We start from the raw sequence: 21,443 nt of genomic DNA, 5'->3' as shown, positions 1-21,443 counted from the left end.
TGATGGAAGAATGGAATAAGACAGATATAAATGACACGATCACCAAAAAGAAATCTGCTTTTATATATTTTTATACCCCCTTGTGCGGAACTTGCCAAGTGGCAGGACGGATGCTGGATATTGTAGAAAAAATCACTGGCGGGTCATTTGCAAAAGCTGATTTGAATTATATGCCTGAGTTGGCTAACGAATTGAAAATTGAAAGTGTTCCTTGCCTATTAGTCCTCCAGGATGGCATGCCAGCCGAGAAAGTATACGCATTCCGATCGGTTCCCAATATGCTAGGAATTGTCCAGAAATATCTTGGCAAAGACAAAGGCCAATAAATTCAAATTCATGTTTAATGCTGAATACTTTAGGGAAAGTGATAGATGTGCCGTAAAAGACGGTCATGTAAACACGAAAGGAATGGTTTTCTATTAATCCCCTAAAGATTCAGTACACGAATGATATGGAAAAAGCACTCCATGGAGCTCACGGAATCGGTTATGAAACATACAGGCGTGATTGCGAAAAAAGAATCGAGATTGAAAAAAGACGTGAAGAAGAGTACGTGGAGTCGCGGATAGTGGCAGCAAACATAGGTGGGAGCCTTTCGTCTGGAAGATAAATATTATCAGGCCGATCTGTTCAAAATATACAGATCGGCCTTTTTATCATCTAGATGGAAGAGCAGGTTATCCTAGTGACGCCGAAGCCCCAGGATTAGTTGTTTTGAAACCGCCCATATCCATCAGTGAAAAGGGGATTAATCCAAAATGGGTGATAAGTCTTCATCTTTGATACTTTTCTCCGTTAAGCAGGCATTCACTTACTCCCTTTTCCTTTATTTCGTCAGCCCCTCGTGTCCAGCTTTAGGCGGGCGCTTTGGTCAAGATATGATATCAATGGCCCTCTTTCACCCCCTATTTCCCTATTGCCCCTCTTTACGGTGGCCTGTAAATCGATGAACAGGCGGTTTTGTTTAAGTATTTGAGAACTTTCTCAAATAAAATGAAGCAAAATTCAATCCAGGCGTGCGCTTGTTGATAATTATTTTAAAATGCGATAAGATGATATTTGAGAAACAAATGAGAAAGAGAGAACAAATATTTTCTATATTTGGAGGTAATGAGGATGGCTTCAACGTTGACAATAAAAGATCTTAACGTGTCTATCGACGATAAAGAGATCTTAAAGGGTGTAAACATAAATATAAATGGTGGAGAAATCCACGCTGTCATGGGTCCCAATGGAACAGGGAAGTCCACTTTAGCCTCAGCTATCATGGGACATCCTAGATATCAAGTGACAAGTGGAAGCATTACACTTGATGAACAAGATGTACTTGAAATGGAAGTGGATGAGCGTGCCCGTGCAGGGTTGTTCTCTGCTATGCAGTACCCAAGTGAAATCAGCGGAGTAACGAATGCGGAGTTTCTAAGGACAGCTATCAACGCACGCCGCGAAGAAGGCAAAGAAATCTCCTTGATGAAATTTATCAAGCAAATGGACAAGCAAATGGAACTGCTTGAAATGGATCCGAACATGGCACAGCGCTATTTGAATGAAGGATTCTCAGGCGGTGAAAAGAAGCGTAATGAAATTCTTCAATTACTAATGCTTAAACCGAAATTTGCAATTCTGGATGAAATTGACTCAGGTCTTGACATAGATGCATTAAAAATAGTTTCTAAAGGAATCAACGAAATGAGAGGCAGCGATTTTGGATGCCTCGTAATCACTCACTACCAACGGCTTCTCAACTATATCACACCGGATTTTGTACATGTCATGATGCAAGGTCGCATTGTAAAATCAGGCGGCCCTGAACTGGCGCAGCGACTGGAAGCGGAAGGCTATGACTGGGTTAAGGAAGAGCTTGGAATCGAAGATGAGACTGTTGGCCAAGAAGCATAAGTGGTAGGGGGATTGAAATGACAATTGATACGAAAATGACTATAGATCAAGAGTACATTCGTTCTTTTTCGAGTAAAAACCATGAGCCGGAATGGTTTGCAGAATTAAGGATCCAAGCATTGGAAAAGGCTGAAGACCTGCCAATGCCAAAACCGGACAAGACAAGGATCACAAATTGGAATTTCACCGAGTTCTCCAAACACGAGGCAGAAGGCAGCAAGTTTGAAACACTGGCTGATTTGCCGGAAGTTGCCAAGACAGTTGTACATGTGGATGAAGCTGACCAGAACTTGTATATTCAACATAATCAGAAACCGGCTTATTTGTCCCTTTCGGATGAGTTGAAGAAGCAGGGGGTCATTTTCACTGACCTGTTTACAGCTCTTCGTGAACATGGAGACCTTGTGAAAAAGTACTTCATGACTGATGTCGTGAAAATTGATGAGCATAAGCTGACCGCTTTTCATGCGGCACTTGTCAACGGTGGAGCATTCTTGTATGTTCCAAAAAATGTGGAAGTAAAAGAGCCAATTCAGGCTGTTTATATATTTGATGATAAAGAAGCGGCGATGTTCAATCATGTCATTGTCGTTGCGGATGACAACAGTTCTGTCACATACGTGGAGAACTATTTGTCTGTGGATGAAGAAGTGAATAGCATTGCCAACATCGTGTCGGAGGTGTTTGCCAATGCGAACGCCAAAGTAGCTTACGGCGCGGTGGATACAATTGCCAAGGGTTCTACTGTTTATGTGAACCGCAGAGGCATTACCGGACGCGATGCAGAATTGGATTGGGCACTTGGCATGATGAACGATGGGAATACGATTGCCGAGAATACGACAAATCTGATTGGACAAGGTTCAAAAGGGGACGCTAAAACAGTAGTCGTCGGAAGAGGAAAACAAACACAAAACTTTACGACAAGCGTCGTTCACTTTGGCAGGAATACGGAAGGGTTCATTTTAAACCACGGTGTCATGAAAGATGAGGCATCTTCCATTTTTAACGGAGTTGGGAAAATTGAAAAAGGCGCATCCAAAGCGAATGCCGAACAGGAATCACGCGTATTAATGTTAAGTGAAAAAGCTAGAGGAGATGCAAATCCGATCTTGCTTATTGACGAAGACGATGTAATGGCAGGACATGCGGCATCTGTCGGCCGTGTAGACCCTATGCAACTCTTTTACATGATGTCTCGCGGTATTTCTAAAAAAGATGCGGAGCGTCTTATCATACATGGTTTCCTAGCACCTGTCGTAGAAAAGCTGCCTATCGAAGCTGTTAAAAGCCAATTGACAGAAATCATCGAAAGGAAAATGCGATAATGAGAGCGAGCGACGTACGGAAACAGTTTCCCATCCTTGATCAGGAAGTAAATGGACATCCGCTCGTATACCTGGACAGTGCTGCGACTTCACAAAAACCTGTTCAGGTCATTGAAGCCATCGATGAATATTATAGAGGATACAACTCCAATGTTCACCGGGGAGTTCATACTCTCGGAACCAGAGCTACGGATAAATATGAGGGAGCCAGGGAAAAGGTAAGACGATTCATCCATGCATCGTCCACAGAAGAAATCATTTTCACCCGTGGCACCACTACAGCGATCAATACGGTCGCTGCAAGCTACGGCCGGGCGAATGTAAACCAAGGTGACGAAATAGTTATTACTTATATGGAACACCACAGTAACATCATTCCTTGGCAGCAACTCGCAAAGGAAAAAGGTGCAGAGCTCAAGTTTATTCCATTGCGTGAAGATGGCTCCATCAACATGGATGAAGCTAAAAATACAATTACAGATAAGACAAAAATCGTTTCAACATCCCATGTTTCCAATGTTCTTGGTGTCATCAACCCGATCAAGGAGTTGGCTGCCATTGCGCATAGCCACGGGGCAGTGATGGTCGTTGACGGGGCCCAGGGCGCTCCACATATGAAGGTGGACGTCAGGGATCTTGACTGCGATTTTTACGCTTTGTCCGGGCATAAAATGTGTGCTCCAACAGGCATTGGAGTATTATATGGTAAGAAAGAGCATTTGGAAAAGATGGAACCGATCGAATATGGCGGTGAAATGATTGATTTCGTCGGATTATATGAGTCGACATGGAAGGAACTTCCTTGGAAATTTGAGGCGGGAACGCCGATTATTGCTGGAGCTATCGGGCTTGGGGCCGCTATCGACTTTTTAAACGAAATCGGTTCTGAAGCTATTCTGGAACATGAACATAAGCTGGCTGCCTACGCTCTTGAAAAAATGTCCGAAATTGAAAATCTGACAATTTATGGACCGCTGGAAGCTGAAAAGCGTGCCGGTGTCATTACCTTCAATATTGAGGATGTTCATCCACATGATGTGGCAACGGTTCTTGATGCAGAAGGAATCGCTGTTCGTGCGGGGCATCATTGTGCACAGCCGCTCATGAAATGGCTGGATGTATCCGCGACAGCAAGGGCAAGCTTTTATATATATAACACCGAACAAGACATTGACAGACTTGTTGAAGGCCTTGTTAAAACAAAGGAGTATTTCACTAATGTCTTTTAATAATCTTGACACCCTCTATCGGCAAGTGATCATGGACCATTATAAAAATCCTCGAAATAAGGGTAGCCTGGAAGACGGTAGTTTAACTGTCGATATGAATAACCCTACCTGTGGGGATAGGATCCATTTGACGATGAATGTGGAAGACGGAAAAGTGACAGATGCCAAGTTTGATGGCGAAGGCTGCTCTATTTCAATGGCATCTGCCTCCATGATGACTCAAGCGGTCATCGGACAGGATACGGAAACAGCTTTAAAGCTTTCGGAAATTTTTTCGGAAATGATCCAAGGAAAAGACTTTGATGACGAGGATCTGGATCTAGGCGATATAGAAGCATTGCAGGGAGTATCCAAGTTTCCGGCACGCATTAAATGTGCTACATTGGCATGGAAAGCGTTGGAAAAAGGGATCAAGGAACAACATTAAAAGAATGGAGGAATGGATAAGTGGCTAAAAAAGCACCTCAAATTGGCGGGGAATATAAATATGGCTTTAGGGATAAAGACGTTTCCATTTACCGTTCAGAGCGCGGATTGACACGTGAGATTGTTGAGGAAATCTCAAAGATGAAAAAGGAACCCCAATGGATGCTTGATTTCCGCCTGAAATCATTGGAGCATTTTTATAAGATGCCGATGCCGCAGTGGGGTGGGGATTTGAATTCCCTCAACTTTGATGAAATCAGATACTATGTAAAGCCATCTGAGCACACAGAGCGTTCATGGGATGAAGTGCCGGAAGAAATTAAACAGACCTTTGACAAGCTTGGTATACCTGAGGCTGAACAAAAATGGCTCGCTGGGGTTTCAGCACAATACGAATCCGAAGTTGTCTACCACAACATGAAAGAAGACCTTGAAAATATGGGAATCGTCTTTAAAGATACTGATTCCGCTCTGCAGGAAAATGAAGAAATATTCAAGGAGCACTGGGCAACAGTCATTCCGCCTACAGACAACAAATTTGCCGCATTGAACTCAGCTGTTTGGTCCGGTGGATCATTCATTTATGTTCCACCTGGGGTAAAAGTGGATACGCCGCTCCAAGCATACTTCAGAATCAACTCTGAAAACATGGGGCAATTTGAGCGTACGCTCATCATTGTAGACGAAGGTGCACATGTACACTATGTCGAAGGCTGTACAGCTCCAACTTATACAACAAACTCGCTCCATAGTGCAGTTGTTGAAATCATCGTCAAAAAAGATGCCTACTGCCGCTATACAACGATCCAAAACTGGGCAAACAACGTATATAATCTCGTAACAAAGCGTGCGGTTTGCGATGAGCGGGCAACAATGGAATGGATCGACGGCAACTTCGGATCAAAATTGACGATGAAATATCCTGCTGTCATTTTGAAAGGCGAAGGAGCGAGAGGGTTGACGCTTTCCATTGCCATGGCCGGTAAAGGACAGCATCAGGACTCAGGTGCAAAAATGATGCACTTGGCTCCAAATACAACTTCCTCTATCGTTTCCAAATCGATGTCCCAACATGGAGGAAAAGTGACTTATCGTGGAATCGTCCACTTTGGCCGCAAAGCCGACGGTGCACGTTCAAACATTGAATGTGACACAATGATCTTGGATGACAAATCCACGTCGGATACAATTCCTTACAACGAAATTTTGAATGACAACATTTCACTAGAGCATGAAGCGAAAGTTTCCAAAGTCTCTGAGGAGCAGCTCTTCTACCTGATGAGCCGCGGAATCAGCGAGCAGGAAGCGGTAGAAATGATCGTCATGGGCTTCATTGAACCATTTACAAAAGAGCTTCCAATGGAATATGCGGTTGAAATGAACCGTTTGATCAAGTTCGAGATGGAAGGTTCGATCGGTTAATAGCTTCAAAACCCTTGTAAATACAGGCTTTGTTGTTAAAAGAAAATATCTAATAAACGCGACGTGCCAGTTTTGTGCCAGTTTAGATTTTTCTTTGAGTGTAGGAGGCGAACTTATTGAGTTCGTCTTCTTCTATTTTTTCGGTAATGTCCAAGTAAGTGTCCGCCGTCGTCTTGATCGTTTTGTGCTCTAATTTGTTTGCTATGAATTTGATGCTCGCACCAGACTCGAGCAGCAAAACAGCATGGGTATGTCTGAATCCGTGCGTCCCCTTATATTTCCACTCCTGCCTTTTTGCAATAGTCCCGGATTGAGTCACGGACCGTAGAAGGTGTTAAATAATTTCCTAAATAGTTTTGGAGGATGATCCCGTCTTCATTCTTCCTAAAAGATTAATTCATTCTGTTTTACCTTGAATTTTAGTTCTTGCAACAGATCGTCGTTAAGGCCAATCGTCCTGTATGATGATGAATTTTTTAGTGTTGTTATTTTTAGTGCGTTGTTGTCATCCCTAATGGTCTGCCTTTCAACATTAAGCTTTTTACCGTTAATGTCTGTCCATTTAAGCGCAAGAGCTTCGCTAATGCGGAGACCTGTTTGGCTTAAAAAGTACATCAGAGTATAATACAGACGATAATCTTTGAATCTTTGATGCTGATATGTCTCCATAAAGTTCAGCAGTTTGTTCAGTTCTTCTTAAGAATAATACTTTAAAACTTTTTTTACTTTGACTTTATTTTTTACTGGTATTTTTTATTTGTTTGACGGATCCTTCTCCAATATCTCCAATTAGTGAACCCATAATGAAAAATGCTTTTGAGCACTGACAAATACCTTAATCTTGAACCATAGGAATATTCTTCATTTCCGTCGTCATCAACGATTTCAAAATAATGATTCATCCATTTTTGAATGTCGGACCTTCTGATACGTAATACTTTTTTTCGTCCGAAGAATGGCAAGATGTGCAATCTGACAACCACTTCATATTGCTCGAATGTGGAATCTCTCAGATTGTTTTTTTATGCAAATTCAACCATTCATCGGCCAGATCCTTAAAGTGCTTTTTCCTGTCATTGAGGGCATATCCGTAGTAAACTTTTTCCTCGGCCTTCCCTGCAGCCAATTCAGCTTCTTTTTTAGTTCTGAAAGTGCCGATGCTTTCATATTTCCCGTCTTTCCAAATTCGAGCTTGCCAACGTCCTGTTTTTAACCTCCTGAAATTGACGGATTGTGTTCGATTCAGTCGCTGAGAGCAAATATTATGAGCAGCTGAAGTAACTGGAAGCCAATAAGCAGATATTGTTCTTCCGTCCCCAGCCCCGATACTTGCTCCAGGAATCATTTGAGAAAGCTGGCGAGGCTCACAGAAGGATAGAGTATATTGTGAACTTTGAAATAAACGATACGGACGGATCCATTGAAGTGGTGGATGTAAAGGGAGTCAAGACGGATGTTGTACGCATGAAGGAAAAGATGTTCCATAAACGGTATCCACACAAGCTGTCGATTGTTAAATACGATAATGGAAGATTTGAAGAGTTGTAAAAGGGGTGGGAAAGTGATCACTCGTTGGTCAGTCGAACGGAAAGCAAGAACAAACGAAGGTGAACTTCTCCATGTAGTTGAAGTATACGCTCCTGGAGAGAACAAGGAAGTTGTCAAAGCAGAAATCAGGCAGTGGACGCACCGGAGGGAATTGTTGCTTCTTGAGAAATAGGTGACAAGTATAGGCATGAGGTCACGTTACTCAAAACTAAAAAAGGAACGCCCACTATAATAAAGGTCAGTGGCATGAATAACAAAGGCAGCACCGGATCAGTAAAAAGCGACTTAAGAAAGTCGTTTATTAAAAGATAATCCCTTCTCTTCTAAAGAAGCTCTAAGAGCAGGTAGCGAAGCTGGTCCTATACCATGGATTTGTAGAATCTCTTTCTCACTATACGTTGATAATTTATCCAAAGTAGTGATTCCATGGTGCTCTAAGGCTCTTCTTGCGGGTGCTGAAAGTTTTGAAAGAAAACCACTACCGGGTTTTCGTTCCACTTCACACTTCGGACAGTTTGGACAATCGCTACTTTTATAGTATTTGTGTCCTTTATTGCATATCCTTAAATTTTTTGAAGCTGTCATTTAAGACTGTACACCTCCCTATAAGGTATATAATTTTATTAATTTCCTTATTTTACATTTTTCAAAACTTTGTTGTACAGTTCTAAGATTAACAGATACAGGAAGTGATCTCATGCAACAAATCAATCAAGGCCTGCGAGAATAAAAAAGCCAGGATCCCTCCGGCTAATCTAGCATGACAATTTGATTATACAATATCTGGGAGGTTGCCCGCCTTAAACCGGGCCTTGTTTTTTCTTCTTCCGAATAGTATATAAAATGAATCCGAATAAAAGGATTCCCATTAGGGATCCTGTTGCAAACGACCAAGAAAACTTATCAAAAATAAGGTAAAAAAGTAACATGCTAATCATATAACCTGAAGAAAAGCCTATAAGAAATGTTTTCATTTTTTCCTCCTGACTTATCTAAAATCAATAGAATAATTCAATATTCACGTACTGTTATTTTATGTATGACAGTTCTAGTTATTGTTTGTGAATTCAAGCGATACGGCTCTTTATCCTATTAGGTCCCGACAATATTCTCTAATCAATCGAGAGGCTTTTGTTTGGCTAATGCTTAATTCGCTGGCTACTTTTCTTGAAGAGCCATGCTCTATATATGCTTTTCTCACTAAGATTCTCGTTGTATCGGATAGGGCTTTATCAAGGGTAGTGGCTTGTAATAATTTCGGGATTGGTCCAACGCTGTCTTTGATAAGGTCCGGAAGGTCATCAACCTGGATAATGGAATCGCTGATGACTACCAGTCGTTCCATTAAGTTTTCAAGCTGGCGGACATTTCCCGGCCAATCATATTGAATGAGAATGTCCAGGCACTCTTTTGAGATAACTTTATTTTCATTGTATTTTTGATTAAATTTGTTTAAAAAACTATAAGTTAGTGGAATGATGTCTTCTTTTCTCTCTTTGAGTGGAGGTAAATGAATATCGACAACATTTAATCGATAGAACAAGTCTTCACGGAATTTCTTTTTTTGGACCATTTCCAACAGATTCTGATTTGTCGCAGTAACAATCCGGATATCCACTTTCCTTGTTTCATTGCTTCCAAGTGGAATAAACTCTTTGTCCTGGATTACTTGAAGCAGCTTGGCTTGAATGCTCAGTGGCATTTCTCCAATTTCATCAAGAAATAAAGTCCCGCCGTCGGCTGCTGCAATTAACCCCTCATTGCCAGAGCTTTTTGCACCTGTAAAGGCACCTTCTTTATAACCGAATAATTCAGATTCCAATAGTTCCTCAGGGATAGCAGCACAATTAATATTCATGAAAGGTTGGTTTTTTCTATTACTGATTTGATGGATATGCTGAGCAAGCACTCCTTTACCTGTTCCGGATTCTCCTAATATTAATACAGTAGAATCTGTTCCCGCAATCTTTTTACAAAATTCAAGGGTTTTCTCCATCTTTTCACAATTAGCGATGATTTTTCTTAAAGCCATTACCGGTTCCTGCTGATTTTGATTCACGGAATCTACGTTCTTTAGCATTTTATATCTTTGGAGCTCAGAAGCAGTGATAACAACTAATTCAATTTCGTTTTTTTCATTCAAAATTGGGATAGCAGATGTCATCAATTCTGTTCCAATATAGGTTTCTTGCTTCATATAACAAGGTATTTTCGTCTCATATACTTCCGGAACAATAGAGGGTTTCCAATAACCTTTGTTAAATAATTCAAAATTTAATTTTCCAATTATATCAGAAGGCTTCAAACCATAATGTTTTTCACAAGTGCGGTTAACATAAACAATTCTCTGGTCCCTGTCTAATACAAAAATTTCATCAGAAGAATAATCAAGTATTCTTAAAAGAGCCTCTACCGTTATTTCTAAAGTATTTTCCTCACTTTTCCTATTCAATTATAAGCCCTCCCTTTTTAACGAATCAAAATTGACTCAATATTTTTTTAATTACGAGTTAAATATAACTCAAAAAAATGAATTTTTCACCTATTTTTGTTATTTCGACTGAACCTTATACGCTTTTTAATATTGGCACGGTAGTTGCAATGATAATACTTAAGTCTAAAAAGAATATTTATTTGTCAGATAAGGGAGGCATGGTTATGGAAAAACCTATAGACGAATATGACATCACAATTATTGGGGGAGGCCCTGTTGGCCTGTTTACCGCCTTTTATGCGGGGATGCGCAATGCCACGGTAAAAATTATCGAGAGCCTTCCTCAATTAGGTGGTCAACTGTCTGCCTTATATCCGGAGAAATATATTTATGATATTGCTGGTTTTCCGAAAATCAGCGGCCAGGAATTGATTAATAACTTGCTGGACCAAATGAATCAGTTTGAAGCAACAGTTTGTCTCGAACAATCCGTTGAAAGTATTGTAAGAATTGATGAGAAGCTGTTTGCCATCACTACTAACAAAGAAACACATTATTCCAAGGCTGTGATCATTACTGCAGGGAACGGCGCTTTTCAACCCCGGAAATTGAAAATACCTGGCGAAGAAAAATTTGGACAAACGAATCTTCACTACTCCGTTCAAAATTTAGCACAATTTGAAGGGAAAGAGGTGGTTGTTTTTGGCGGAGGAGATTCTGCGGTAGATTGGGCCTTAATGTTGGAACCGATTGCAAAAAAAGTTATGATTGTCCATCGCAGGAATAAATTTCGGGCTCATGAACACAGTGTAGATTTATTAATGAAATCAAATGTGGAAATTTTAACTCCATACGTCCCCACCGAACTCATTGGTGACGAAGAAATTGAGAGAGTCATTGTTTCTGAAGCAAAAGGTGACAACACACTCGAATTACATGCTGACGCTGTATTAGTTAATTACGGATTTGTTTCTTCACTCGGTCCAATTACGGATTGGGGCTTAGAAATTGATAAAAATTCAATCGTCGTCAATTCCAGAATGGAGACAAATATCCCGGGTATTTACGCTGCAGGTGATATTTGCACCTATGAGGGAAAGGTCAAGCTGATTGCAAGCGGCTTTGGTGAGGCACCGACAGCAGTCAGCAATGCGAAAGTTTATATTGACCCGACGGCGAAAGTGCAGACGGTTCATAGTACGACCTTGATGGAAAACACAAATAAAATTTTAACTTGATTCTTTTTAGATTGGAGGTTTTCCTATGGCGAAATACACATGGGTAGATCAGGAAACATGCATAGCATGCGGCGCTTGTGGAGAAACAGCACCAGACATCTTTGATTATAACGAAGAGGGCATCTCTTACGTTATGTTGGATAACAATTCCGGGGAGTGCCAAGTGCCAGAGGCATTTGAGGACGATTTAGAGGATGCTTTTGAAGGGTGTCCAACCAATTCTATAAAAGTTGCTGAGGAACCATTTGGCAAAGCTGAACAAGCCAGTTAAAAAACATAATCTTGAAAACAGGGGGAATTGTCTATGTCCTATAACAAAGTTATTAACAATACAAATCGTACATTTGAAAGAACACTGTCTTATGATAAATACACAGATCCAAAATCATTTGAAAAAGAGAGGGATTTGATTTTTTCAAAAACGTGGCAAAAAGTAGGTCACATCAGCCAATTAGAAAAAGAGGGATCTTTTTTCACAACGGAAGTTGCGGATGAGCCGATTATCGTCATTCGAGGACAAGACGGTGTCATCCGGGCCTTCTATAACGTTTGTCCTCACCGGGCTACAAAGCTGGAAAAAAATGAATCCGGTAAGAAAAGAATTTTACAATGTGGGTATCACGGATGGACTTTCAAACTAGATGGGAAATTGAACAAGGCGCCTAACTTTAGAGGGGAGGATGCAGCCTGTGTACAAGATGCATGTCTGCGCCCCGTTCGAGTGGAAATTTTGGAATCGCTTATTTTCGTAAACTTGGATGACAATGCGAAACCATTGGCCGAATCCTACGGAGATTTCTTTGATCGTTTAAGCAAATTCCCATTCTTGAGTGAATTAAAAAGAACAAATGTAAAAACGAGGCATCTTAAAGCGAACTGGAAAGCATTTGTGGACAACTATTTGGAGTGCGATCACTGTCACGTAGCACACCCAAGCTTTGTGGCGACGTTGGACATGAATCAATACCAAATCACTACTTGCGAGAACTATTCTGTTCAAGCTTCAAACGTAAAGCCGGAAAAAAATTATGGATCTGTAGAATTGGATGAAGCTGAAATGCAAGGAGGTTCCTTCTACTGGTTATGGCCAAATCTGATGTTAACAATCTACCCAGGTCCGGGAAATATGGCCACGATTCAATTAAAGCCAATCGATCATGAAAATACGCTGATTGTTTACACGTATTATTTCCGGGATGAGGAATTGACTCAGGATGAAAAAGATTTAGTTGCATTTGCGGAGCAAGTTCGTCAGGAAGATATTGAACTTGTCGAATTAGAACAAATCGGGTTCCGATCACGTGCTTTTGAGCGCGGCAGATATTCTTCTTCTGAACAAGCCATCGTACAGTTTCATGAAATGGTGTTGGAGGCTCTAAATGAGTAAATTGACAAGTGAAGTGAAATCAGATAAAAAGTCATTAATCATCAATGGCGAGCGGGTGGAAACATCAAGTTACACCCCTCTCTATTCTCCATATTCCGGTGAGGAGATCGCACAAATTGCGGCAGCAACCAAGGAGCAAACTTATGACGCAATCACAGTTGCCTGTAAAGCGCGTTCAATCATCGGGAAAATGACTGCTTTTAAACGGGCAGAAATATTGGAGAATGCTGCCTCTATTTTAAAAGATAAAGTAGATGAAGCGGCAAGGATTATAGCGCTGGAGTCGGCAAAACCCATTGCTTTTGCCAAGGCGGAAGTGGCAAGAACGATAGAGACTTATAAGTTTTCCGCTGAAGAAGCAAAAAGAATTCATGGAGAAACGATTCCATTTGATGCAGCAGAGAGCGGGGCAGGGCGTATCGGTTACACGGTAAGAGAACCTATTGGAGTAATTGGGGCTATCACACCGTTTAACTTTCCTATGAATTTAGTTGCTCATAAAGTGGGACCTGCTATTGCGGCGGGAAATGCGATGGTTTTAAAACCTGCATCACAAACTCCGTTGTCCGCCCTTTTTATTGCCGAGGTTTTTGAAGAAGCCGGACTTCCGGCAGGAGTACTGAATGTGGTAACAGGTTCCGGAAGAGTAGTAGGAGAGGCCATTGTAGAGGATGACCGCGTAAATATGATCACTTTTACCGGAAGTCCCAGTGTCGGAATCGGCATACGCAACAAAGCAGGTTTGAAAAAAACAACACTTGAACTAGGATCTAATTCAGCACTCATCATCGATAAAGATGTAGTTGTGGATACCATAATTGACCGATGTATAATGGGAGCTTTCTCCAATCAGGGTCAAGTATGTATTTCACTCCAGCGTGTATATGTGCATGAAGATGTGTTTGAGGAGTTTGTCTCTAAATTTACCGAAGCGGCCAAACAATTGAAAATTGGCGACCCGCTTAATCCAGAAACAGATATATCTGCATTAATCTCTAAAGATGACACTAATCGTGCGCTGGCATGGATTGCTGAAGCGAAGGAGAAGGCAATCATCAGAACCGGAGGTAAACTGACAGAAGGAGTACTTGAGCCGACGATTATTACAGGTGCTCATTCTGATTTAAAAGTATCTTGTCAAGAAGTATTCGCGCCAGTTGTTGTAGTAAATAAAGTAAAGTCGGTTGAGGAAGCTGTCCGCTGCGTAAATGATTCCCGTTTCGGACTGCAGGCAGGAATATATACGAACAATATTAAAAACGCTTTATATGCAACAAAGGAATTATATGTTGGAGGGGTTATTGTTAACGACGTTCCGACATTCAGGGTGGATCAAATGCCGTATGGCGGAGTAAAAGACAGTGGAACCGGCCGTGAAGGCGTTAAATATGCAGTGGAAGAAATGACGGAAATGAAATTAGTTGTTTGGAACCAAAGCCAAGAATGAGGAGCTGACATGAAAACATATAAAATAGCGGTTATTCCGGGGGACGGGATCGGTCCGGAAGTCATCAATGAAGGGATTAAAGTTTTAAATAAAATATCAGAACTTGATACAAACTTCAAATTTGATTTCACCTATTTTCCTTGGGGGTGCGAATTTTACACGAAATTTGGAAAAATGATGGATGATGACGGGATTGATCAGCTAAAAGAATTTGATGCAATTTATTTAGGTGCTGTCGGTTTTCCCGGCGTCCCAGACCATATTTCTTTATGGGAGTTATTGCTGATCATTCGTAAAAGCTTTGATCAATACGTCAATCTTCGTCCTGTTAAATTGTTGCGTGGAGCTCATTCTAATTTAGCAGATGTTAAGATCGATGATATCGATATGTTATTCATCCGTGAAAATACTGAAGGTGAATATTCTGGAGCAGGTGATTGGCTTTTCAAGGGCCAAGATAACGAGGTTGTGTTGCAAAATTCGGTTTTTTCCCGTAAAGGAACGGAGCGCATCATTCGTTATGCTTTTGAAGTAGCTAAAAAAGAAGGGAAAACACTTACGAGCATTTCAAAAGCGAATGCCTTAAATTATTCGATGGTTTTTTGGGATGAAGTGTTTGAAGAAGTAAGCATGGATTATCCTGATGTAAAGACAGCATCTTATCTCGTTGATGCGGCAGCGATGTTAATGATCACTGACCCTAAACGATTTGAAGTCGTCGTGACTTCCAATTTATTCGGTGACATATTAACTGATGTAGGAGCTGCAATTGCCGGTGGAATTGGACTTGCTGCAGGTGCCAACATCAATCCGGAAAGAAAATATCCATCTATGTTCGAACCTGTTCACGGATCAGCCCCTGATATAGCAGGGAAAGGTTTGAGCAACCCGCTCGCAGCCATCTGGTCTGCCAGTCAAATGATGGATTTCTTTGGATATGAAGAGTATGGAAAAGTGATTGTTTCTGGAATCGAAGAGTTACTTATCAAAAAAGAGGTGCTTACACCTGATATGGGAGGATCGGCCATCACTTCAGAAGTTGGAGATAAAATGGTGGAAGTTGTAACTTCTTGTATTCAGAAGAAATTCTTGTATTCAGAGAATAAATGAAGGAAAATTAGTCAGCCAGGAATAGTTATGATCTGATTCCTGGCTGATGAAAAATAGCGGTATTTACTTGTCCATACTCTTTACATCTAAAAGACAGCGCTTACAAATCCTTATTTTTGCTTAGTTGTATTTTCGTTCATCCAATGTAAGTGAACGTATTAAAATAATAGGAGTGTTTATATGAAGAGTAAGAAAGCGGTCTTTTATATCTCGTTAGCTTTCAGTCTTGTCTTAATCAGTCTTGGAGTTTTTATTCCAAAGCAGCTTGAAAGGTTTTCGGAAACATCTTTATCGTTTATTTATAATAACTTGGGATGGTTCATCTTAGGAAGTGTATTTGTATTTTTTTCATTTTGTATGTATATAGGACTCTCAAAGTTTGGACATATCAGATTAGGAGATGATTCTGATCGTCCTGAATATAAAACAGCTACTTGGATTGGGATGCTATTCAGTGCCTCAATCGGGATCAGCCTTGTGTTTTGGGGAGTCGCTGAACCTGTTTCTTATTATATCGATCCACCATTCGGGAAAGGTTCTTCAGAGGAATCCGCCAAACTCGCCATGCAATTTGTGTATTTACACTGGGGAGTGTCAGCATGGGCATGTTATGCACTGGTAGGTGTGTCGCTTGCATTCTTTCAATTTAGAAAAAAACTACCTGCCTCATTAAGTTCAGTTTTTTACCCTCTGGTAGGAGATAAAATAGGGGGGAAATTTGGTAAGGCCGTTGATATTATTGTAATTCTATCAATTGTGATAGGAATCGCAACTTCATTGGGATTCGGAACACTGCAAGTGAACAGCGGGGTCAACGTTCTATGGGGGCTGCCTGTTAATTTTAGTGTACAAATATTCATTGTACTGGCCGTTACATTAATTTACGTAGCATCAACCGTTTCAGGTCTTCAAGGTGCAATGAAGCATTTATCGAATGTAAATATGTTATTGGCGTTTGCTTTACTTGGATTTGTCTTGCTGCTTGGACCGACTCAAAGTATTTTAAAAATATTTTTCCAAGGGATCGGTGATTATGCACAAAATTTCATAGGTATGTCTTTCCGGACAGAACCTTATAATGACGGATCTTGGATTGCAAGCTGGACATTGTTTTACTTTGGCTGGTGGATTGCATGGGCACCACTCGTAGGCAGTTTCGTTGCAAGAATTTCAAAAGGACGAACAATAAAGGAATTTATGATGGGAGCGGTATTCATTCCAGTACTTGGTTCATTTTTTTGGTTCGCGGTCATGGGAGGATCCGCTATTCACCTTATTCAGATTGAAGGTGCGACTGAACTGGCAAATGCTGTATCTACAGATGTCACATCTGCCTTATTCAAATTCTTTGAATATTTTCCAATGACTGCTTTTCTAAGTGTCCTTGCTATGGTACTTGTCTTGATTTTCTTTATTACATCAGCGAACTCAGCAGTCTTCGTTTTGGGCATGATAAGTGAAAATGGAAACCCTAACCCAAAAACCATGACAAAAATCATTTGGGGAGTCGTTATTGCGGGTATTTCAATTGTTCTCATTGTGACAGGAGGGTTGCAAGGATTGCAATCTGCACTAGTCGCAGCAGCTGTCCCATTATCCGTTATGATGCTAGTCATGTGTTACTCAACCTACAAAGGATTGAGTAACGAAATTATTTTGATGAAAAGTAACGAAAGAGAAGGAAAGGAATATGTAATAGATTTGGAAGAGCAGCAGGCTAGGAAAAAAGCATAAGTATGTCAGATGGAAAGAAAGATAAAAAAAGCATGAGAACAATACTGATCTGAGATGGGGGATTAATGTAATTTAACAGATTAGGGTATTGGAAAGCTTGTTAGGCTTGAACGCGGTAATGCATCGTGTTCATGCCTTTTAATTTTTCTTAAAATGTAAAGAGAACACCGTTACTGCCGCTCATGAATCCAGATGGCAAAATGACAACAAACTAATTTAGTCAAAACAATGTAGTTGACCAATGTGTGCTTATAAAAAAATGAAAACAAACTTCCTGGCGGTTCCTCTGGAAAAAGGTTCTTTATATCCTTTTGGCTGTCTTAAGTTAATCGGAAATGTCGAGTATGGCAAATCGCAAAAACTTCTGCCAAACGTGGAATTGTTGAAACAATTGAGTGAAAACGATAGAAAAATAGTTTTTTAGACCCTTTTGAGTAATTGGGTTAATAGGTAATATTGAAAAAGACACTTACAAATTGCTTAAAATGCCCAAAGATAGGTGGCTGGGTTTGGGAAAGGAAGGTGCTTATGTGGAAAGATTTTAAAGAATTTGCTTCACAAGGGAATGTAATGGACTTAGCTGTAGCAGTTATTATTGGAGGCGCTTTTGGTAAAATTGTTTCGTCTTTAGTAGACAATATCATTATGCCAATAATTGGTCTCTTGCTTGGAGGCTTAAGCTTTGAAGGGTTAAAGTTCACAATAGGTGATGCAAATATTGAATACGGTGTGTTTATTCAGAATGTAGTTGACTTTTTCATTATTGCTCTTTCTATTTTTCTATTTATTCGTTTGATTAATTCGGTAAGAAGAAAGCATGATGAGGAAGAAGAGGAAACAGAAGAGTTAGATGAGCAAACTAAATTGCTTACTGAAATTCGTGACCTGTTAAAGCATCAAAAGGAGTCATAACAAAGAAAGTATAAATTACAGTCAAACAATATTTTTAACCTCCTTTTTTCAGGAGGTTTTTTTTTGAATAAAAATCCTCGATTTTCCTATTCGTTTGTCCAATCCATTTCAACTATTTCCAATATCTTAATAACAGGTCGGCCGACTTCAATAAATTTATAGGAGAGATGAATATGTATTTTGAATATGAAGAATATGACTTTGGCGGCGATGAAAGAGACCGACACAGAAGACGTCGGGAAGCTCTTGTTTGCAGATGTCGAGAAATCTGGGATTGGGATGATTGTGACCACCATCATCATGGTCGCGGGCATCATCACCATGAGCATGGGCACCATCATCATGAACGTGAGCATCATCACCATGAGCATGGCCACCATCATCACGAACGCGAGCATCATCACCATGAGCATGGGCACCATCATCATGAACGTGAGCATCATCACCATGAGCATGGCCACCATCATCATGAACATGAGCATCATCACCATGAGCATGGCCACCATCATCACGAACGCGAGCATCATCACCATGATTGTGACCACCATCATCATGAACGTGAACATCATCACCATGATCGTGGCCACCATCACCATCATCGGGACCGTGAGAGATTCATTTGTCGTTGTAGAGAAATCAACGACTAGGTCAAAAACAGGCCCGGCTTTGACCGGGCTAAATCTATATTTTCCCTCATACACAGTAAGGCTCGTTTCATTCGACAAGTTGAAAAAGAACGAATAAGGCTGAAGGAAGTGGAGAGTATTCCTTGTAATCATCATTAAAGAATTTTGTGGATAAGTTTGACCGTTTGTTCAAGAATTAATATGATGCAATTCAAGTATGCTTCAAAGAATCCCGTCACCTTTAGTCATCAGAGGTTCAAATTGCATTTTACCCCCAATGTTTCGCTCACCCTCCGGACGTTTTTTTATTTCTTTCAATGGGAATATAATGAGATGATAGTATTGGTAGATAAACTTTAAATCATGCTACACTAAAAGCAGGTGATGTTATGATTTATATTGGAGTTACCGGATGGGGCGACCACAACATTTACCCAAAGGGGATGGCTGCACGGGATAAATTGAAGGAATATGCGGCGAACTTCCCTATTGTTGAAGTGGATGCTTCTTTTTATGCGGTTCAGCCTGCCCGTAATGTGGAAAAATGGGTCAAGGACACGCCTCCTGATTTTCTCTTTGTTGTGAAGGCGTATCAAGGGATGACAGGACATCAACGTGGAGATATCCCGTTTTCGTCAAAAGAGGAAATGTTTGCTGCCTTTAAAGAATCGATTCTGCCATATAAGGAGAGCGGCAAGCTCGGGATGATCCTTTTTCAATTTCCTCCATGGTTTGACTGTAATAAGGAGAATGTAGCTTATTTGCGTTATTGCCGTGAAAAGATGGGACAATTCCCAGTGGCACTCGAGTTTCGCAACCAGTCTTGGTTTTCAGCAAAGTTCCGTTCTCAAACATTAAGATTTATGGAATCGGAAAGGTGGATCCACAGCATCTGCGATGAACCGCAGGCAGGGGAAGGATCGGTTCCTACTGTGCTTAAAGCAACTAATGAGGAGAAAACTCTTGTTCGTATGCATGGAAGGAACACAGCAGCCTGGGTAAAGCCTAACGGGAAAAATTGGCGGGAGGTCCGTTATTTATACCGCTATAATCAAGAGGAATTGCTGGAATGGAAGAATAATATCCTGAAGCTTCAAGAGCAAACTAAGGATATCTATGTTCTTTTCAATAATAACTCCGGTGGAGATGCTGCCGGGAACGCAAAGGATTTTATCCAATTGCTGGGCATAGAATACAAAGGACTTGCTGCCAAACAGCTGGATTTGTTCTGACTGATAGGAAGTGTGTTTGTGAGGGAAAAAATTCATATATACCATACGAATGACGTCCACAGCCATTTTGAAAAATGGCCAAGGATCAGAAAGTTTTTGAAAGAAAGAAAAGCACTTCATGAAGCGAATGGAGAAGACGTTTTTATTTTTGACTGCGGCGATTTTGTGGACAGATGGCACTCTTTTACAGAAGGGACCCTTGGAAAGGGGAATGTCGAGCTTTTAAACGATGCCGGGTATACTGCGGTCACTTTAGGCAATAATGAAGGACTTACTTTGCCTCATGATGTTTTAAATCATCTGTATGATGAAGCGGATTTTGAAGTATTGGCTGCAAATGTGTATTTGGCAGGTGGAACAAGGCCTTCATGGGCTCTCCCTTATCAAATATTTAAAAGCTCAAGGGGGACCAAAATCGGGGTTACCGCAGCTACTGCCTATTACCGTCCACTTTACAAGTTATTGGGCTGGGAATTATCCGAACCGCTTGCAGAACTGGAAAGGCAAATTGCTGAATTACAGAAGCAGGCTGATATCATTATCGTTTTATCCCACTTAGGCATGGATGATGATGAAACGATTGCAGAGAACAATCCTCGTGTTGATCTGATTTTGGGCGGCCATACCCATCATGTTTTTATGAACGGAAAAAAAGTGAACCATACAACATTGGGTGCTGCGGGACGATATGGGGAATATATTGGCTACGTGAAAGCTGAAGTTGATACAGGACCTTTTTTTTGGAAAAACTTCACTGCTTCTCTTGTCGATACAGCTATTTTGGACAACCCTCCGAATGCAGGAGAATACATTAAAGATTTGGAAGAAATCGGAAAAGACCTGCTGCAAACCGAAGTGGTCACTCTTCCTGAACCGCTTAATTATTCATGGGCGGAGCAGTCCGAACTACCGGCTATATTGTGTGAAGCTTTATACAAGTGGTGCAAAGCGGATTGTGCTCTTATCAATTCCGGACTTATTCTTTCAGCACTTGAGAAAGGAAAAGTGACGAAGTACGATTTGCACCAAATGCTCCCACATCCGATCAATCCATGTGTCGTTGAATTATCAGGAGCTGAACTTGAGGAGGTACTTCATATATCCGAAGATAGTGGGTTGTCTGACCTCGAATTTCAAGGTCTGGGCTTCAGAGGTGTCATGATGGGAAAACTTGTTTACCATGAAATAGAATACGACAAGGACAACGGATCCATCAAAGTTGCTGGAAAGCCAATAGTCCGTGAAAAGACCTATAGTCTGGCAACTTTGGACATGTTCACATTCGGCGTATTTTTGCCTCCTATAAAAAATGCGAGAAGGAAGATTTACTATTTGCCGGAATTTGTACGGGATCTGATGGAATGGGAACTGAAGACCAGGTATCTGTGATTTGTTTATTGTTTTTTAATCCCGCTTAACAGAAAGTATTCCATATGCTTCTTTTAAATGAAGACCCTACCCGGGGCTTTCC

Annotated in this window: 25 protein-coding genes; 19 read left to right on the top strand and 6 right to left on the bottom strand. The window is 40.8% G+C overall.

All coding sequences use genetic code 11. The features are described from left to right. The first annotated feature begins 2 nt into the window (after positions 1 to 2). From C509_RS0114785 to sufB, 7 genes are all read left to right on the top strand, one after another. Positions 3 to 326, top strand: a complete 324-nt coding sequence (locus tag C509_RS0114785) for a thioredoxin family protein (protein ID WP_018707704.1) — start codon at positions 3 to 5, stop codon at positions 324 to 326. Positions 327 to 451: 125 nt separating this feature from the next. Beyond that, a complete protein-coding gene (locus tag C509_RS26535) occupies positions 452 to 610 on the top strand; it encodes a YuzK family famiily protein (RefSeq protein WP_169509219.1) in 159 nt (52 codons plus the stop codon). 506 nt (positions 611 to 1,116) lie between these two features. Further along, positions 1,117 to 1,899: a Fe-S cluster assembly ATPase SufC gene (sufC, locus tag C509_RS0114780; protein ID WP_018707703.1), complete on the top strand. Its 783-nt coding sequence runs from the start codon at positions 1,117 to 1,119 to the stop codon at positions 1,897 to 1,899. 17 nt (positions 1,900 to 1,916) lie between these two features. Beyond that, complete coding sequence (gene sufD / locus C509_RS0114775; RefSeq protein WP_018707702.1) at positions 1,917 to 3,227, top strand: Fe-S cluster assembly protein SufD; 1,311 nt, start codon at positions 1,917 to 1,919, stop codon at positions 3,225 to 3,227. Further along, positions 3,227 to 4,456 carry a cysteine desulfurase gene (locus C509_RS0114770; RefSeq protein ID WP_018707701.1) on the top strand — a complete coding sequence of 410 codons (1,230 nt, stop codon included), beginning with the start codon at positions 3,227 to 3,229 and terminating at the stop codon, positions 4,454 to 4,456. Before sufD ends, C509_RS0114770 begins: the two co-directional genes overlap by 1 nt. Beyond that, complete coding sequence (gene sufU, locus C509_RS0114765) at positions 4,446 to 4,883, top strand: Fe-S cluster assembly sulfur transfer protein SufU (RefSeq protein WP_018707700.1); 438 nt, start codon at positions 4,446 to 4,448, stop codon at positions 4,881 to 4,883. Before C509_RS0114770 ends, sufU begins: the two co-directional genes overlap by 11 nt. A 20-nt stretch (positions 4,884 to 4,903) precedes the next feature. After that, positions 4,904 to 6,304 (top strand): Fe-S cluster assembly protein SufB, encoded by a 1,401-nt coding sequence (gene sufB / locus C509_RS0114760; protein ID WP_018707699.1) that lies wholly within the window; start codon positions 4,904 to 4,906, stop codon positions 6,302 to 6,304. A gap of 82 nt (positions 6,305 to 6,386) precedes the next feature. On the opposite strand, the gene C509_RS27245 is transcribed toward sufB, so the two are convergent. From C509_RS27245 to C509_RS26530, 4 genes are all read right to left on the bottom strand, one after another. Then, positions 6,387 to 6,623: a tyrosine-type recombinase/integrase gene (locus tag C509_RS27245; RefSeq protein ID WP_018707698.1), complete on the bottom strand. Its 237-nt coding sequence runs from the start codon at positions 6,621 to 6,623 to the stop codon at positions 6,387 to 6,389. Between the two features lie 65 nt (positions 6,624 to 6,688). Further along, positions 6,689 to 6,973, bottom strand: coding sequence for a site-specific integrase (locus tag C509_RS27240; RefSeq protein WP_018707697.1), 285 nt, complete (start codon positions 6,971 to 6,973; stop codon positions 6,689 to 6,691). Positions 6,974 to 7,044: 71 nt separating this feature from the next. Beyond that, positions 7,045 to 7,287, bottom strand: a complete 243-nt coding sequence (locus tag C509_RS25640) for a tyrosine-type recombinase/integrase (protein ID WP_169509218.1) — start codon at positions 7,285 to 7,287, stop codon at positions 7,045 to 7,047. A 26-nt stretch (positions 7,288 to 7,313) separates the two neighbouring features. Beyond that, the gene (locus tag C509_RS26530; protein WP_018707695.1) at positions 7,314 to 7,649 is read right to left on the bottom strand and encodes a hypothetical protein; all 336 of its coding nucleotides are present in this window, start codon (positions 7,647 to 7,649) and stop codon (positions 7,314 to 7,316) included. Between C509_RS26530 and C509_RS24850 the strand changes: the two genes are divergently transcribed. Both C509_RS24850 and C509_RS26165 read left to right on the top strand, forming a co-directional pair. Next, positions 7,607 to 7,852, top strand: a complete 246-nt coding sequence (locus C509_RS24850; protein ID WP_342664525.1) for a DUF1064 domain-containing protein — start codon at positions 7,607 to 7,609, stop codon at positions 7,850 to 7,852. The genes C509_RS26530 and C509_RS24850 overlap by 43 nt on opposite strands. 13 nt (positions 7,853 to 7,865) lie before the next feature. Next, positions 7,866 to 8,024: a hypothetical protein gene (locus tag C509_RS26165; RefSeq protein ID WP_018707693.1), complete on the top strand. Its 159-nt coding sequence runs from the start codon at positions 7,866 to 7,868 to the stop codon at positions 8,022 to 8,024. Positions 8,025 to 8,137: 113 nt separating this feature from the next. Here the strand turns inward: C509_RS26165 and C509_RS0114725 are convergent, their stop codons facing one another. Together C509_RS0114725 and C509_RS0114715 are read right to left on the bottom strand one after the other, a co-directional pair. Continuing rightward, on the bottom strand, positions 8,138 to 8,437 hold the full coding sequence (locus tag C509_RS0114725) for an RNA polymerase alpha subunit C-terminal domain-containing protein (RefSeq protein ID WP_018707692.1): 300 nt from the start codon (positions 8,435 to 8,437) through the stop codon (positions 8,138 to 8,140). Between the two features lie 499 nt (positions 8,438 to 8,936). Then, on the bottom strand, positions 8,937 to 10,304 hold the full coding sequence (locus tag C509_RS0114715) for a sigma-54 interaction domain-containing protein (RefSeq protein ID WP_018707690.1): 1,368 nt from the start codon (positions 10,302 to 10,304) through the stop codon (positions 8,937 to 8,939). Positions 10,305 to 10,510: 206 nt separating this feature from the next. Between C509_RS0114715 and C509_RS0114710 the strand changes: the two genes are divergently transcribed. From C509_RS0114710 to C509_RS0114660, 10 genes are all read left to right on the top strand, one after another. Further along, positions 10,511 to 11,524: an NAD(P)/FAD-dependent oxidoreductase gene (locus C509_RS0114710; RefSeq protein ID WP_018707689.1), complete on the top strand. Its 1,014-nt coding sequence runs from the start codon at positions 10,511 to 10,513 to the stop codon at positions 11,522 to 11,524. 25 nt (positions 11,525 to 11,549) lie between these two features. Beyond that, entirely contained in the window at positions 11,550 to 11,795 is a 246-nt protein-coding gene (locus C509_RS0114705) for a ferredoxin (RefSeq protein ID WP_018707688.1), read from the top strand. A gap of 33 nt (positions 11,796 to 11,828) precedes the next feature. Then, positions 11,829 to 12,911 (top strand): aromatic ring-hydroxylating oxygenase subunit alpha, encoded by a 1,083-nt coding sequence (locus C509_RS0114700; protein WP_018707687.1) that lies wholly within the window; start codon positions 11,829 to 11,831, stop codon positions 12,909 to 12,911. Further along, the gene (locus tag C509_RS0114695) at positions 12,904 to 14,358 is read left to right on the top strand and encodes an aldehyde dehydrogenase family protein (RefSeq protein WP_018707686.1); all 1,455 of its coding nucleotides are present in this window, start codon (positions 12,904 to 12,906) and stop codon (positions 14,356 to 14,358) included. Before C509_RS0114700 ends, C509_RS0114695 begins: the two co-directional genes overlap by 8 nt. A 9-nt stretch (positions 14,359 to 14,367) precedes the next feature. Further along, complete coding sequence (locus C509_RS0114690) at positions 14,368 to 15,468, top strand: tartrate dehydrogenase (protein ID WP_018707685.1); 1,101 nt, start codon at positions 14,368 to 14,370, stop codon at positions 15,466 to 15,468. Positions 15,469 to 15,648: 180 nt separating this feature from the next. Next, positions 15,649 to 17,202: a BCCT family transporter gene (locus tag C509_RS0114685; protein WP_018707684.1), complete on the top strand. Its 1,554-nt coding sequence runs from the start codon at positions 15,649 to 15,651 to the stop codon at positions 17,200 to 17,202. Positions 17,203 to 17,730: 528 nt separating this feature from the next. Next, on the top strand, positions 17,731 to 18,114 hold the full coding sequence (gene mscL, locus C509_RS0114675) for a large conductance mechanosensitive channel protein MscL (RefSeq protein WP_018707682.1): 384 nt from the start codon (positions 17,731 to 17,733) through the stop codon (positions 18,112 to 18,114). Between the two features lie 180 nt (positions 18,115 to 18,294). After that, the gene (locus C509_RS0114670; protein ID WP_018707681.1) at positions 18,295 to 18,858 is read left to right on the top strand and encodes a hypothetical protein; all 564 of its coding nucleotides are present in this window, start codon (positions 18,295 to 18,297) and stop codon (positions 18,856 to 18,858) included. Positions 18,859 to 19,129: 271 nt separating this feature from the next. Next, complete coding sequence (locus C509_RS0114665; protein ID WP_018707680.1) at positions 19,130 to 19,972, top strand: DUF72 domain-containing protein; 843 nt, start codon at positions 19,130 to 19,132, stop codon at positions 19,970 to 19,972. Positions 19,973 to 19,990: 18 nt separating this feature from the next. After that, positions 19,991 to 21,361, top strand: coding sequence for a bifunctional metallophosphatase/5'-nucleotidase (locus tag C509_RS0114660; RefSeq protein ID WP_018707679.1), 1,371 nt, complete (start codon positions 19,991 to 19,993; stop codon positions 21,359 to 21,361). The last annotated feature ends 82 nt before the right edge of the window (positions 21,362 to 21,443 follow it).

The sequence above is a fragment of the Siminovitchia fordii DSM 16014 = CIP 108821 genome, from assembly GCF_000374565.1.
Classification (GTDB): domain Bacteria; phylum Bacillota; class Bacilli; order Bacillales; family Bacillaceae_C; genus Siminovitchia; species Siminovitchia fordii.
The sequence above is the reverse complement of the archived record's forward strand: the minus strand, read 5'-3'. Positions and strand labels throughout refer to the sequence as shown.